Source organism: Acetivibrio mesophilus (genome assembly GCF_004102745.1).
Lineage (GTDB): Bacteria > Bacillota > Clostridia > Acetivibrionales > Acetivibrionaceae > Hungateiclostridium > Hungateiclostridium mesophilum.
Genome location: NZ_RLII01000011.1, coordinates 1 through 15161, shown reverse-complemented (window position 1 = coordinate 15161; position 15161 = coordinate 1). Strand labels below are relative to the sequence as shown.

The window sequence follows — 15161 nt, the reverse complement described above, 5'->3', positions numbered from 1 at the left end:
ATTGCGATTTATCGATTTTTACTTTTATTGTACTACTTTTCATTAATATACCTTTCCGCCATAATGCCTGCTATCGCACCATCTCCAACAGCAGTAACAATTTGCCGGATTTTTTTCTCCCGAACATCTCCTGCAGCAAAAACTCCGGGAATATTCGTCGCCATATCCTCATTCGTTGTAATATATCCCTGCTCGTTCATCCCGACCTTGCCCATAAAAAGCTCCGTCTTAGGCTGCATCCCAATATAGACAAACAGCCCATCCATGTCTAGCTCCTCAACCTTCCCGGTCTTAATATTTTCAATTATAACACTTTTTACGAAATTATCACCGTTAACTTTTCGCACCTCAGAGTCCCACATAACACTAATATTCGGATTCTTGAGTACTTCGTCCCGGGCAGTCTTTGACGCCCTAAAATAATCATGTTTGTTAACTATTGTAACATGCTTTGCATATCGAGTCAAAAAGACAGCCTCTTCCGTGGCGGATTCTCCTCCTCCGACCACAAGAACATTTGCATCATGGTACAGGGCACCATCACATGTCGCACAATAATGCACTCCTCTGCCTCTAAACTCCCTTTCTCCATCCGCCTGAAGTCTCCTTGGAGTTGCACCGGTTGCTATTAACACAGCCTTTGCATAATAGTCGGTATTCTCAGTTATTATAATCTTTTCTTTTCCTTCCAGATTTATATCGGATATTTCCTTGAGATCGTCAATATGGGCGCCGAAATCCACAGCCTGCTTTTTCATGTTTTCCATAAGGTCAACACCTCTTACAACACCGTTGGTGCCAGGGTAATTTGCGACATGGAAGGTTGTAGCCACCTGTCCTCCAATAAGTCCTTCATCCACAACCACTGTATGAAGCTTTGCCCTAGCCGCATAAATTGCTGCAGACAACCCCGCAGGGCCACCGCCCATTATCAGAAAATCACAATATACCTTTTCCCTCTTCGCCTTTTTACAAACATTCCCGACAACCTTCTCTATAGATCCGGTAAACTCCGGCTTACTTATGTAGCCGTTCAATCGGTCGCATACCTCGTTACCTTCTTTGTAAAAAAGAACTGTGGGACTACTCTTTACCCGCAAGCTTTCTGCCAACTGTCTGTTCTGCTGGCGATAAATTTTAACAAACTTTATGTGTTTGCTATATCTTTCAGCTGTTCTCTCAAATATCGGAACAAAAGAATCGCAGGCAGGGCAATTTTCGGTATAGAATAGAACAGCTACAGGAATGTCACTTTTCAATACATCCTTATCAAAACTCTCCAACGTGGATTTAAATATTATGTCATCCATAATATAGCCTCCCGGTCATTTTTTTAGCTCTTCAAGTATATCCAGAAGCACCTTTCCCCTTCTTGCTCCTTCCATATACGTGACTATGCTTCCATCCCTATTTATAACATATGTTGTGGGAATGCTGTATATATTATAGTTTTGTGCAACGCTTCCCGTTGTATCCAGCAATACCTTCATGGTATAGCCATTATCGTCGATGAATTTCCTTGCCTTTTCCTCAGTTTCTCTGAAGCCATCGGTGAGATTTACTGCTAAAATTACAGCATCATCTCCTTTCAAAAATTCTTTGTGCACCTGTTCGAATTCAGGCATTTCCGATGTGCAGGGTCCGCACCAAGATGCCCAGAAATTCAAAAACACAATCTTTCCTTTATAATCTGACAACTTCACCGTATTGCCATCAAGGTCTGTTAGGGTAAAATCCGGTGCCATTATCTTGTTTTCCTGTTCCGTCCCGTCCTCCTCATCATCGGCAACTCTATCCTTGTTTATATCTCCTGCAATTTTATCTTCTATATATTCTTCCGAATCGCCCCTGTTATATACAACATATGCGCCGATTATCAGAAGTGCCAGTACGGCCACCCAAATTATAATATTTCCTGTTTTCTTCAAATTCATCTCCATCTTCCTCTCTAAAAATTTACACAAATAATTGAATCTATATTATATTAAAAAGCATTGCTGCTCCCAACAGTATCAACAAAATCCCAGAAATAATATTAATTATCCTCATGTTTGATTTTATGAAATTAAAAGCCTCTCTGATGCTTTCAAAAATCATTGCCGAAATAACAAAAGGTATGCCAAGACCAAGAGAATACACAACAAGCAGCATCAATCCCTCTGCCATTGTAGCGGAATTGGCGGCCAAAGCCAGAATTGAAGCCAGAAAATAGCTTATGCAGGGCGACCATCCAAAAGCAAAGCAAAATCCAAAGATGATAGAGCCGATAAATCTTAACCTGTCAAACTTATACTCAAACCGCTTTTCCCTATTTAGAAAGCCTATATTAAGTACGCCGATGAAATTAAGTCCGAAAAAGATTATCAAAATGCCACTTATTATTTTTAAAATATCCCTGTGGCCTTTAAGAAATGCTCCCAATGAAGTAGCTGCAGCCCCCAATAGCGTAAAGACAATTGTAAAACCCAGCACAAATCCAAGGGAATTTACCAAGAGCCTTCTTTTACTCTTAATATCTCCATCCTCTTTATCGGAGAAACCGGCAAGATATGAAAAGTATGCAGGGAGCATTGGAAATATACAAGGTGAAACAAAGGTTAGTATTCCCTCTGCAAAAGCCGTCATATAAACAGAATTACCCAACTATATACACCTCTCTTATAAATAAACTAAAGTCCCTTATTATTTACCACTCAAACAACGAAGTTAATACATTAAATTTAATTTTTACAAACATCATTCTTATATATATCTTAAAGTAATACTATCTAAAACACAACATACCAATTAACACTTCCTATCTCCGTTACATATAATATAGTAACCTGCAATTTTTAAAATACTGTTATGATTTATGTAAACATTGGCAGGAATAATAAGTCAGGAGGTATGAAATCATGTCAAATGTGAAAAAGCGGACAAATAATTCTGAGCTCTTGTTTTTTATATTGATATTCCTTCTGCTTTTTTATGACAGCAGTGCAATAGGCGGCATTAAAAATGCCTGCAAGGATGATGATTCAATATTATTCTTTATTCTAATATTCCTCAAGCTCTTTTATTGCTAAATAGAATCTCCATTCCCTCCTTTGGTTAACTCACAATAAACAATATTCTTTCTTCACAGCATAGTTTCTAAGAAAACTGAATGGAGGGATTCTTTTTTTGAAAAAAATGTTCTATTCTTACCCTTTGCAAAATATAGATTATTAGATAATAATTTATTCAGCCTTATATTTATTCTGATATCGGGTTCGCAAAATAATATTGAAAGGATTGGGTTCTAATGGTTGATATCAACAAGAAGCTGTCTGAACTGTTTGGAAAAATGGATGAAAAAGTGCTTCAGAAGAAAATAAATACAGCAATAGAAATGCTGAAAAACGGAGACCTGGACGATCTTTCCAAAAAACTTAACAAGATGGATAAAAACGAGCTCCTCGAAAAAATAAATGAATTTGATGAGTCAAAGCTAAAAGAGTTTAACATTGACAAAAACGAAATACGTCAAAAAGTCACCGATGCCGACCTTAGCAAGCTTTCACAGATGCTCGGGGAAAATGGTGACGAAATTGTCGACAAATTGAAAGGACTCCTGGAAAAAGCCTGAAAGCCCAAGCAACAAGTATTATACAGAGTCTAAATACCGGGAGTATAACCAGGATATCCATGGGGGTGATACGGTAATGAATGATGATCTTAACAATAAACTAAAGCAACTTGCAGAAATGTTAGGCGGAAATGAAAAAATGTCCGACAATCTTTCCGGTCTGCTTTCTATGCTTGCCAACTCTTCAGGCAATGAGAAGTCTACCCAAGCCGCACCCGAAGAAGAACCTCCTAAAGATGGACCTCCGATAAAAATGAAAGCCTATGAATCGCCATTGACGCTCAACACTAAGGAAGATGACAGCAACAAAAATGAACTTCAGGATAATGTGGAAATGATGCGTAAAGTAAAAGATATCATGGACACCATGAGAAACAATAACGACCCGAGAATCAATCTGCTTACTGCCATAAAGCCGTTTTTAAGCAATAACAGGCAACAAAAGATTTCCAACTGTATAAGATTGTTTCAAGTAACGCAGATAACAAAGCTTATGAGCGATCCTGAAAAAACCATATGAAAGGGGCACAATAATGATATATAAGAGGGATCCAAGATTCAGAAGATATGGTACAGTTGCGGCGCAAAATATTCCTTATATGCAGGACAATAATCTTGACCCCAAAAATACAGTTGATCTGCCGTCAAATACCGCAAAGGAAGTTGAAAAGATTCCTCTTCCAAATGAAAAGGATGAACCTGTTTTTGATAGGAAACCAACACAAGTAAGAAAATCACCTTTGTCAATGCTGTTTTCTCGACGACTGCATTCTGATGAGATAATCCTTCTTTTTTTGATATTTATACTAATAGAAGAGGGTATTGACGATGACTTCCTACTTATAGTACTTATCTATCTTTTGGTGTCAGAAATATTTGAAGAGTATTTTCGTTTGCCGGACAAATCCGTCTAGAACTATTATACAGTAATTTCACTAACCCAAAACCAAGTTTTTGGTCAATAATGTAATTAGAGTAATTAAGGCATAAACAATATAGCGAGGTTACAATAAGTTCCCTCGCTTTTGCCACATTTTCACTTCGCAAAGTTTTTCCTTTTATTATATTTTCCCACATATAATAATTTAAATCAAAAATAGACAAAATAACAACATATGATAATTTAATTCACCGATTAACAATACTTATTTATGTGAACAAAAATATTCTTTATTAAAGGAGAATTGCTTTGCGAAAAAGGATATTATTAGTCATCATAACAATAACAATTACATCAATTTTAAGTGCATCTATTATCTTTCGGGACGAAATATCCCATTTATATGGCTACAGCAGAGCTGCCTTGTCATATTACGGTTCAACAGGGCAGGAGGTAAAAAATATTCAGTACAAGCTGTCAATTTGGAAGTATTACAAAGGTAAGATAGATGGCGTGTATGGTTATAAAACTTATACCGCAGTCCGCCAATTTCAGGCAAAAAACGGATTGAAGGTAGACGGAATAGCAGGTCCCCAAACACTGGCAGCCTTAGGACTTCCCACCGGACAAGCTACCAAAGCCACATCTGCCCAGCCGTCAAGCAATAGGAATCTGGATCTTCTTGCTCACTTGGTTTACGGTGAAGCCCGGGGTGAACCCTATACCGGACAGGTAGCAGTTGCGGCAGTGGTCCTCAACAGGACAAGGGACAGCAGATTTCCCAATACAATAGCCGGTGTAATTTATCAACCGGGAGCCTTTGATGCTGTAGCCGACGGACAGATAAATCTTGCCCCCAATGAAACTGCGTACAAAGCTGCAAAAGATGCTTTAAACGGATGGGATCCTTCCGGAGGAGCAGTATACTACTACAACCCCAGTACTGCCACCAGTAAGTGGATATGGTCAAGGACAATCGTAAAAGTAATTGGAAAACACAACTTTGCGAAATAACAATCTTGGAGAGGGTGAAGAGGCAAATCCTTTCCCTCTCCCCACCTAATCCTTATTGTGTTATTTTTTTCTTAAACTTGAGAAATACCGAGAAAATAAACATTGTAATCACAATGAAAAACAGAGTCTTTACTACCCAGTTGACAAAAAACAAAAGCAAAACACGCAAAAATACCGCAGCTCCGCTTACCGGCAATACGGAATTAAGATATATCATAAGAAATTCAAAGAGAATAAAAGCTATATCAAACTTCAAAAACATCACGACATTTTTCCAAAAATATGTATCTGCAGCATATTTGCCTATTGAGAAAAAACTGTCTTTAAAATTAAATACTGCCGGATACCAGAAAGTCATATAAATCCTAAAAAACATAAATCCAAAGAATAGCACCAGCAATGTAATTACATCAAATAAAATAGTTAGGGCCAAAAGCTCTGTCTTTCCCCCTAAAAACGATCTTGTAACTGCTATAGCCGGTACCGCTACTATCATCATAAATATGATGAACAATATCGAAAAAAGTATTACTTCAAAGGATATCAAAGACAGTCTAAAAAAATGCTTTTGAACACCTTTTAGAAACTCTGCCTTCATTTTTTTCCTATTTGACAAAAAGTTATTCATCTTATAAAAGCATCCCGACAAAACAAATCCGCACAATAGGGCAACAACTAATATTGCCAAACCTCCGTAGAGCATATACTTTATGTTCGATATGAGGCCTAAAATAAGTTGAATAATATGCATTATGTTATCCAAAACATTCCCTCCGGATATAGATGTAACACCTAAAATCACCGGAAAGATGAAATTATATTCTATAAAACAATAGAGAAATACAACAATACCAAAGGCAATAATTATATCGCCCCTGTTTACAAGCTTTTTTATACTTACAGCCATGCTATTCATGCTAAAACCTTCTTCCGAAACTTTTCTATTTATCATTGATAACCCATCTTAATTAACATCTTTCATGCTCATGGATATTCTTTTTCTTTCAACATCAACATCCAATATCTTGACCTTTACTATATCCCCTACCGATACAACGTCCATAGGGTTTCTCACATATTTATCGCTAAGCTCCGATATGTGAACCAATCCGTCTTGGTGAACTCCTATATCCACAAAAGCGCCAAAGTCAGCAACATTCCTTACCGTGCCCGTCAATACCATACCCGGCCTTAAATCTTCCAAATGCAGTACATCAGTAAGAAGTATCGGTTTTGGAAGCTCATCTCTGGGGTCACGTCCCGGCTTCAAAAGCTCTTTTATGATGTCTATGAGAGTTGGTGTCCCAACACCAATCTCCTCTGCAATTTTTGATATGCCCTTTTTCTCGACCTCAGCCTTGAGCCCGGCAAGTCTCCTCTCCTTCACATCTTCAACACTGTATCCCATGATATCAAGTAGCTTTCGGGCCGCCTCATAGGACTCGGGATGTACGGAAGTATTGTCAAGAACATTATCTCCATCGGGTATCCTAAGAAAGCCGGCGCACTGTTCAAAAGTTTTGTCCCCAAGCTTTTTCACTTTTTTCAGTTCATTTCTCTTTTTAAACTTACCGTTGGCTTCCCTGTATTCTACAATATTTTTGGCAATTACGGAGTTTACTCCCGATATATATGATAAAAGAGACGGCGATGCGGTATTAAGGTCAACACCCACGCTATTTACGCAATCTTCCACCACGCCTCCCAAAGTCTCGCCCAGTCGCTTCTGATTCATGTCGTGCTGGTACTGCCCCACACCTATAGCCTTGGGATCTATCTTAACAAGCTCCGCCAGAGGATCCTGCAGCCTTCTTGCGATGGATACAGCGCTCCTTAGAGCTACATCAAAGTCGGGGAACTCTTCTGCTCCAAGCTTCGAAGCAGAATAAACCGAAGCCCCCGCCTCACTGACCACCATATAGTAGACTTTTCTATCAATCTCTTTTAGGAGCTCTGCAACAAATATCTCAGACTCTTTAGAAGCAGTTCCGTTGCCTATTGATACTATATCTACGCTGTGCTTTTCAATAAGATACTTCATCACCTTTTTAGCTTCCTCAATCTTATTCTGAGGTGGTGTGGGATATATTACGGTAGTATCAAGCACCTTTCCGGTATCATCCACCACCGCAATCTTGCAGCCTGTTCTGTATGCGGGGTCGAGCCCTAAAACAGTCCTTCCCTTTACGGGAGGCTGGAGCAAAAGGTTCTTTAGATTGGCCGCAAAAACCTTCATTGCCTGCTCCTGGGCTGTCTCTGTAAGCTCGTTTCTTATTTCTCTCTCAACAGAGGGAAATATCAGGCGCTCATAGGAGTCCGTCAATGCTTTTTCAACATACTCCGATGTTATCGAAAGAGGCTTTTTTATAAGTTTGGACTTAAGATGCTCAATTATCCTTTCTTCGGGAACTTCAATCTTAACTTGCAAAAACTCCTCCTTCTCACCCCTGTTTATTGCAAGAACTCTATGGCTGGCTATTTTGGCTACCGGTTCGGAGAAATCATAATACATTCTATATACCGAGTCTTCCTCCTTCTTTTGCTTGGATACAACCACTCCATGCCTCATAAACACGTCTCTTACCGCACTTCTAATCTGTGCATTGTCCGAAATGTCCTCAGCTATTATATCCATGGCTCCATTTATAGCCTCCTCAGCTGTATTAACTTCCTTCTCGGGATTTATAAAGGGTCTGGCTATATCTTCAACACTACCGGTTTTCAACTCTTGGGCCATAAGGACTTCAGCCAAAGGCTCGAGTCCCTTTTCCTTTGCAATAGTTGCCCTAGTTCTTCTTTTGGGCCTGTAAGGCCTGTATATATCCTCAATCTCCCGAAGCGAAGCCGCTTTCTCAAGAGATGCCGTAATTTCCTCCGTCAGCTTGCCCTGTTCTTCAATCAGGCGCCGAACTTCTTCCCTTCTTGCCTCCAGATTCCTTAAATAAACCAGCCTTTCGTGCAGCTCCCTCAAAACCTGGTCGTTTAACTCTCCTGTCATTTCCTTCCTGTATCTTGCAATAAAGGGAATGGTATTGCCGCTATCAATAAGTTTTACAGTGTTTTCAACCTGGAAAGGCTTGAGATTAAATTCTTTTATAAGCGTGGAAATAATATCTGACATTTCTATCCTCCAAGTACTATTTTATAGAATACAAATACATTAGTGCTTTTTCATATACTTTATTATCAAAATCCATAAGTATATTTATATAAAAAACATTTCTTTATTCCCTCATTTATTATATAGGTAAAGCAATAATGTTATCAAGCCTGATAATAAATTTAAAATCAGCCTATATATTTTGCAATAAACATATATAGCTATAATAGTATACTATAGAGAATTTCCATAAGATTCGAAATTTATTTTAGGAAGGAGGATATATTAGATATGTTGAAAAGTGAAATCAAAATATTCTCTCGATCTCCACTCTGCCTTTTTGTGTCTCAACTTCATTTTTATCCACAACACCAATCTCTAAAAAACGTGCATTGCTCATACCGCAGGCCGCCGCAAGTCTCAAGCACTCTTCCAGCGTCTCACTTCTTGCAAGCCCTGTTGCAAAACCTGCCACCATGGCATCTCCGGAACCTATAGTATTTACTACAGCCACAGACGGCACTTTTACTCTAATACACGAGTCCTTTGTACTAAGAATTGCACCTTGCTCGCCCATTGAAACCATTGCAATATCTACTCCATCGGCATTAATTCTTCTGAGCACCTCAAGGATTTCTCCCATATCCTTTAATTCTTTTTGAACAAGATTGCTCAATTCCCTTAAATTCGGTTTTATGACATGGGGCTTTGCCTTAATACCCTCACTCAAAGCCTCCCCGCCAGTGTCAAGTATAACAGGAACACCAAATGGCTTTGCTGCCTCGATAAGGGTCTCATAATAATTTGCAGGCACTCCTTGAGGAAGCCCGCCTGATAGGACAACAACTTTAGAATCCGCCAATGCCTCTTTATAAACTGTCATAAACCTTTCCATATCCTCACCGGATATAAAAGGTCCCAGCTCCAGCACCTCAGTTTCATTGTCCCTTTCCCGATCAATAATATTGTTGTTTGTCCTTGTTTCACCACAAACTTCAACAAATCCCGTACAGACACCGAGCTTTTTAAGCTGTAATTCCAGCCAATTCCCGGCTTCTCCGCCCTTAAAGCCTATCAGCCGGATACTCTCTCCCATCATACGGGAGACTCGGGCAACATTTACACCTTTCCCGCCAGCCGACTTCACCATTTCCCGTACCCTGTACATTTTTCCCGGCTCAAAATTATCAACAAAATAGATCTTATCCAACGCGGGGTTAAGAGCCACTGATGTTATCATAGCGTCCTTCTCCTTGCTCTTTATGTCTTGATATGTTTATTTTACCCGCTATTTACCCTTAAGTAAAGCTTCCCGTTCCTTTTTTAGCGTGCTTTCAATTTTATTTGAAATATCCTTTATGGCTTTGTGTGAATCAACCTTACTGCCAATGGCCATATCTATTTCCTTATTGAATATCTCTAAGGCCCTTTCATCTATAGGAGTCTGTTTGTACTGAACCATTTCTTCAGCCAAATCCTCAATTAGAGGCTGAATAAGTTGATTGCCGTAAAATTCGTTTTCCCTCAACATAACTTTAAGGTTTCTTCTTGCCGGATAGTAGCCGGAAATCATATCAATGTTCTCTCCGCCCTCCTGCTGGGTTGCTACATATTCAACAAACAACCATGCCCATTTTTTATTATTGCTTTGGGCATTGATTGCAAGCTTTGTATCCGAATACCACGCCTTCAACCCCAAGGGCGGTACAGTCACTCTCCACTTACCTGCCTGTTCAGGTGCATAGTTCTTTATAGTATTAGTACCCCATGACCCAATTCCCAACACCATAACCAGTTCTTCGTTTCTTACAGCCTCTTTTCCCGCTTCTTCCACTATATTTACACCAATTGCCAGATCTAGCCTTTTTATTTCTCTTGCCATATCCAGTGCTTTTACAAACAAGTCGGAATCTCTTACAAATTTTAATTTTTCATCAAATATTCCCGAATAAGAACCGGAGAGACTTATAATATCTGTGGGCATCTGGAAAATATACTGACCCTTGGATTTTAATTTTTTTGATATACCCAGAAGATTTTCACTTTCTTCGATAAACTTCCCAAACTCTTCGGGTTCTGAGGGAAAGCCGTTTTCCTGCATTACATCCGAACGATAATAAGTTACAACAGGTGATGTCAGAAAGGTCATTGCCAAAAGACGTTTTCCGTCAATTGATTTATTGCTTTCCCACATGTCCTTCGGAAAATCCTTCTCATATCTCCCCGCATAATACGGCTCCTTCAGCAAATCCTCAAGATATTCCCCAGTAGTAAACTGACTGTAGTAAGCGCTGTCAAAAAACAGTATGTCAGGACCTTCTCCCGCTGCCAACGCCTTCTGATATTCACCGGCTATACTGTCAAAGTCAATTTTTACATGGTTTATCTTTATTTTTGGATGAATCGATTCAAAATGGCTTATGGGGGCTCTCCAGCCATCACTATATGTCCAAAATTCTATCGTTACATCCTCGGTAGGTTCTTCTATTTCAGCAGCCTGCACACGATTGTATTCATTGGAGTTTTTTCCCTTTCCGCCCAAACCGCAGCTGGTCAGGATAAATAAAACGCAAAACAATACCGCTAAAAAAGAATACTTTGCTACTTTCATACAATATACCTCCACTTCTTGATATACTACTAATCGTTTATCTTTATCTATTTTAATTATTATGTAAAATGCGAAATGTATATTGCGGTCTATATTTACTTTTAAATTATCAGAAAACCTATACGAATATGTCTATTTCATAAATTCAATAGATATTTTTAGGATAAGTCTTTTGAATAACTTAATCTAGTAATAATAATTCGACAAATATTGCTATAATCCTTTTTCTTTCATAATTTTTATAATATATTAAAATTTTGATAATATATTAAAATAAAAGCTCCCGGATATCAACCGGAAGCTTTACGGCTTAACAGTCAGTTTTTGAGAGACAATCTATCCCAGGTCTCCTTATCCACCTCTTCAATCTGTCCGCTCAGTATTCCAAAAATAAATTCCTTCTCAAGACCTGTGGCCTTTGCATACTCATCAAAACTCATTGTTCTGCTGGCCTTTCTAATTGTCTCAATAAGCATGTCCGAGTGCTTTATTTTCACAGTATCGGCTCGATCCATTCTTTCTCACCTCCGCAGACTCTTTATCATCTCGAATAATTGCCAGTACCACAATAATTATTAGATTTCAAAATGACCTTCATCCATCCATCTGATGTCGTCAAATTCTTTTAACTCTTGGGAAAGGCTTAACAAGGCAGCATCCTTATTCTTTGCCTCAATCATAACATCAAAATCCTTTCCAATCCCCTTTGCCATCTGCAAAAACCGATAAAATTCATTTACATCTATATCATCGGCATGACTCCTAAAGCTTTCAAAACTCTTCGGTGTTGAAAAGTGTATTTTGGGAGGAAAGTACTCATTTTTCCATGTGTCAAATATCTCCTCCAACATATCCTCAAGCCTTTGGCCATTGTTTACACAGTTATGATGATGGACATCCAGCACCATGGGAGCATTTATTTCCCTGCAGATACCAAGTACGTCCATGGCAGTATATGTCTTGTCATCATTCTCAAGGATAAGTCTTTTCCTGATTCTATCAGGAAGAGCGGCATAGTTTTCCTTAAACCGCTCTATAGATGCCTGCTTGTTCTTGTAAAACCCACCTATATGCATCACCAGTTTATACCTATAATCCTCAAGCCCCATCGCCTCAAACAGTTTCACATGGTAATCCAAGTCTCGCACTGAAGCTTCCAGAACCTCCTTTGAAGGTGAATTTAACAGCGTATAGTGGTCAGGATGTGCACTTACACGGAAATTGTTCTCCTTTACAAAGTCCCCCAGACTTCGAAGCTCTTTCTCAAACTCTTCGACATAGTCCCAATGTGATAGCATAGGATGTGTAGCCAGAGGTACAAGCTTTGACGTGAAACGATATACATTGATATTATAAGCCTTATTATATCTAAGTATTCTCAATGTGTTGTGAAGATTCGCCTCGGTAACCTTCCGTAATTTGTAAAGCCTCGCCTCATCATCTGGCATTCCCGTAAGGGTTTTGACGGTAACGGTACCTGAAGGCGAACAGTCCTTTAAGTTCATTGTCATTGCAACATAACCAAGTCTTACCAGCATATCTTCTCCTGTAAATACTTTCTTAAAATTAAGACCCATTTATTCTTTGCATTCTATCGGGCTTTTACAACCAGAGAAGGCGAATCTTCCGTATAATTCGAGTACTTAAAATCTCCATAAAAATCAAAGGTCGTAAAACCTGCCTCTTTAAGGGCCCAAGCAAGCTCACTGCTCCTTAGGGGCAATAGCTCCACAGAATTATTATACTCAGCTTTAGAATCTCCCTTTTTTATTATCAAAGTAGTATTAAAGTCTATGGTGTTGCTTTCTTTTTTGAATTTGTATTTTCTTACAAATTCCACCCCAAATTCATCATTTGTTATTGTCGGCAGCCCATCCAAATTGAACTTGATTATTCTGTCATAGTTTACTGTCTGAAGCACCAGACAACCATCATCTGCCAGTATATGCTTCATTTGCGTAAGGGCGTCGGCTATTTCCTTCAGATTTGCCAAGTGCACCAAGGAATTGCCTATGCAGAATATGGCGTTAAATCGTTCCCTGACCTTTTCTTCAAGCTCCCTCATATCGCACTTAAAGGCATTTATGGAAAGACCGTTTTCTGCCGCCTTTGTTTTTACTTTTTCCACCATCCCATCTTCAATATCAACAGCCGTCATCAAATAGCCTGCCTTTGCCAGTTCAATCGAATACCCTCCCGAACCACAGGCCACATCAAGTATTCTGCCGCCGGGACTTCCTGCACAATCCTTAATAAAATTCAATTGATTTTCCCCAACGGGAAAAATATAGTCGTAGTATTTGCTTATTTCACCATAAAAACTCATAAAATCACCACTCCATAATAAATATATTAATTTTTTTATACCCTTTCTCCTAAAGCTTCTACCAATAAACCGGTCTCAAACCTTATTATCTTTTTATAATGCCTTTTTATATGCATCGGTTCCTATGTAATAATTCTCCATACCAAATAGAGTCGGCCTCAAATTAAATGGCACGAAAAAAGAGATACCCTCTGGTGGTATCTCTTGCTTTCTCAATTTAAACACACACGAGCTTAAAAACTATTTTTCTCAGCCCACTCTGCCGCTTCCTTCAATGCATTCTGGTGATTTTTATCCACCTTGCTGGTGCCGTGGGTCTTGCTGTTTAAAAAGTGAACATCGAACACTCCGTTCATCTTGTTGTTTTTAACAGCATCAAGGTTATCTCCTCCGCCATAGCCTCCGCTCCTCGAGCTAACATATGTATTTGCCGGTGCGCTGTCAACTCCAGCATGGGGCATTCCTGCCATTGAAGCCGCCATTTTTCTCCCATTGACGGTGATAATTATCGGCCTTCTTTCCCAGCTCCAACTGCCGCCATAAATATCAAGCATTATTTCTGTATCTTTGGCGGTCAAAGTCTCACAATCTGCGTGGTTATAGCCATAAGTCCTTTTTATATCGAATGTGCGCCCCGTCTTAATGTCATATACCTGCGCTGTATCACCTATCTTAAAAATATTTTCTGCATTACCGAACCAGGAATAAATATAATTGGTTTTTTCAATACCTCCCCTGGTTGCCGTAGTTGTGAGTTGTGAAGCAGAACTACCGCTTCTTCCCATAAGCTTGTCAATCAACGCCAGAGTACTGCGCCCTGCAATTCCGTCCTGCTCAAGACCGTGCTTCGCCTGAATCTTTACTACTGCTTCCTTTGTAAGGCTTCCAAAATATCCTGTTGGATCTACATTAAGATAACCCAAAGCCTTTAAGTCCCTCTGCAAAGCTGTTACACTGCTTCCACTCATTCCCTCTTTTAACGCCATGCTGCTCGAAGATCTTGTAGCAGTCCTTTCGTTTATAAGCCTTTTGATAAGTGAGAAAGTGTCCGTACCCGCGATGCCGTCCTGTTTCAGTCCGTAACTTCCCTGTAACTTCTTAACCGCTGCTGTTGTAAGGCTCCCATAATATCCCGTAGGACTTGCGTCAAGATATCCCAGTGTGTTAAGATCCTTCTGCAGTTCTGTAACCTGACTTCCGCTCATTCCTTCCTTCAAAATCCCTGAAGATGCAAATACCAATGAAGAGTTCATCACAAGACAGATTATAAGGAAGGATAGAATGACCGCAAATAAAGCAGGTTTCTTCTTTTGCATTAAATTCCCTCCTACTTTCAATTGACACTCCTAATTGTAACACTTAATGTCTCAATTATAAAGTCAAAATAAATGCCTGAACAAATTAACTTATGTTCAATGCATGTATAAAAGGTGTCCTTCCACATTGGCAATTATATAAAAAAAAGTGGTACAAGTAAACCCTTTTGAGTAATATACTTAAACTTCGCAGATTAATAATCTCTATGCACCTTGAAAATTCAATATTTGGCTTTAAGTAAGTATCATGATTCTTGCTCTTATGCACACAGTAAAAGCCTACCCTTAAGTTCCTTTGGAAGTG

General features: G+C 39.1%; 16 protein-coding genes and 1 pseudogene. 5 read left to right on the top strand and 12 right to left on the bottom strand.

From position 1 onward, the window contains the following. Positions 1-32 precede the first annotated feature (32 nt). The 4 genes and pseudogenes from trxB to EFD62_RS09615 all read right to left on the bottom strand — a co-directional run bounded on the left by trxB (position 33) and on the right by EFD62_RS09615 (position 2643). Positions 33-929, bottom strand: coding sequence for a thioredoxin-disulfide reductase (gene trxB / locus EFD62_RS09625; RefSeq protein ID WP_235832627.1), 897 nt, complete (start codon positions 927-929; stop codon positions 33-35). Between the two features lie 87 nt (positions 930-1016). Beyond that, a pseudogene (locus EFD62_RS18065) lies at positions 1017-1310 on the bottom strand (thioredoxin family protein); the annotation flags it as partial. Between the two features lie 15 nt (positions 1311-1325). Further along, entirely contained in the window at positions 1326-1934 is a 609-nt protein-coding gene (locus EFD62_RS09620; RefSeq protein ID WP_235832621.1) for a TlpA family protein disulfide reductase, read from the bottom strand. A gap of 40 nt (positions 1935-1974) precedes the next feature. After that, a complete protein-coding gene (locus EFD62_RS09615; protein WP_083225176.1) occupies positions 1975-2643 on the bottom strand; it encodes a cytochrome c biogenesis CcdA family protein in 669 nt (222 codons plus the stop codon). Between the two features lie 254 nt (positions 2644-2897). Between EFD62_RS09615 and EFD62_RS17780 the strand changes: the two genes are divergently transcribed. From EFD62_RS17780 to sleB, 5 genes are all read left to right on the top strand, one after another. Continuing rightward, a complete protein-coding gene (locus EFD62_RS17780; RefSeq protein WP_170176854.1) occupies positions 2898-3068 on the top strand; it encodes a hypothetical protein in 171 nt (56 codons plus the stop codon). 218 nt (positions 3069-3286) lie between these two features. After that, positions 3287-3610, top strand: a complete 324-nt coding sequence (locus EFD62_RS09610; protein ID WP_069194939.1) for a membrane trafficking protein — start codon at positions 3287-3289, stop codon at positions 3608-3610. Between the two features lie 76 nt (positions 3611-3686). Next, positions 3687-4130, top strand: a complete 444-nt coding sequence (locus tag EFD62_RS09605) for a hypothetical protein (protein ID WP_069194940.1) — start codon at positions 3687-3689, stop codon at positions 4128-4130. Positions 4131-4143: 13 nt separating this feature from the next. Further along, positions 4144-4524: a hypothetical protein gene (locus tag EFD62_RS09600; RefSeq protein ID WP_069194941.1), complete on the top strand. Its 381-nt coding sequence runs from the start codon at positions 4144-4146 to the stop codon at positions 4522-4524. 275 nt (positions 4525-4799) lie between these two features. After that, on the top strand, positions 4800-5504 hold the full coding sequence (gene sleB, locus EFD62_RS09595; RefSeq protein WP_069194942.1) for a spore cortex-lytic enzyme: 705 nt from the start codon (positions 4800-4802) through the stop codon (positions 5502-5504). A gap of 52 nt (positions 5505-5556) precedes the next feature. On the opposite strand, the gene EFD62_RS09590 is transcribed toward sleB, so the two are convergent. The 8 genes from EFD62_RS09590 to EFD62_RS09555 all read right to left on the bottom strand — a co-directional run bounded on the left by EFD62_RS09590 (position 5557) and on the right by EFD62_RS09555 (position 14857). Next, positions 5557-6456 (bottom strand): hypothetical protein, encoded by a 900-nt coding sequence (locus EFD62_RS09590; protein ID WP_235832620.1) that lies wholly within the window; start codon positions 6454-6456, stop codon positions 5557-5559. Between the two features lie 12 nt (positions 6457-6468). Beyond that, on the bottom strand, positions 6469-8625 hold the full coding sequence (locus EFD62_RS09585; RefSeq protein ID WP_069194944.1) for a Tex family protein: 2157 nt from the start codon (positions 8623-8625) through the stop codon (positions 6469-6471). Between the two features lie 286 nt (positions 8626-8911). Next, positions 8912-9844 carry a 1-phosphofructokinase family hexose kinase gene (locus EFD62_RS09580; RefSeq protein ID WP_128706037.1) on the bottom strand — a complete coding sequence of 311 codons (933 nt, stop codon included), beginning with the start codon at positions 9842-9844 and terminating at the stop codon, positions 8912-8914. A 48-nt stretch (positions 9845-9892) separates the two neighbouring features. Beyond that, the gene (locus EFD62_RS09575) at positions 9893-11215 is read right to left on the bottom strand and encodes an ABC transporter substrate-binding protein (protein WP_128706036.1); all 1323 of its coding nucleotides are present in this window, start codon (positions 11213-11215) and stop codon (positions 9893-9895) included. Positions 11216-11532: 317 nt separating this feature from the next. Continuing rightward, positions 11533-11730 (bottom strand): hypothetical protein, encoded by a 198-nt coding sequence (locus tag EFD62_RS09570; RefSeq protein WP_069194947.1) that lies wholly within the window; start codon positions 11728-11730, stop codon positions 11533-11535. A 60-nt stretch (positions 11731-11790) separates the two neighbouring features. After that, a complete protein-coding gene (gene uvsE / locus EFD62_RS09565; protein ID WP_128706057.1) occupies positions 11791-12753 on the bottom strand; it encodes a UV DNA damage repair endonuclease UvsE in 963 nt (320 codons plus the stop codon). Between the two features lie 53 nt (positions 12754-12806). Then, a complete protein-coding gene (locus tag EFD62_RS09560; RefSeq protein ID WP_128706035.1) occupies positions 12807-13541 on the bottom strand; it encodes a class I SAM-dependent methyltransferase in 735 nt (244 codons plus the stop codon). Positions 13542-13774: 233 nt separating this feature from the next. Next, a complete protein-coding gene (locus tag EFD62_RS09555; protein WP_128706034.1) occupies positions 13775-14857 on the bottom strand; it encodes a peptidoglycan-binding domain-containing protein in 1083 nt (360 codons plus the stop codon). Between the last annotated feature and the right edge of the window lie 304 nt (positions 14858-15161).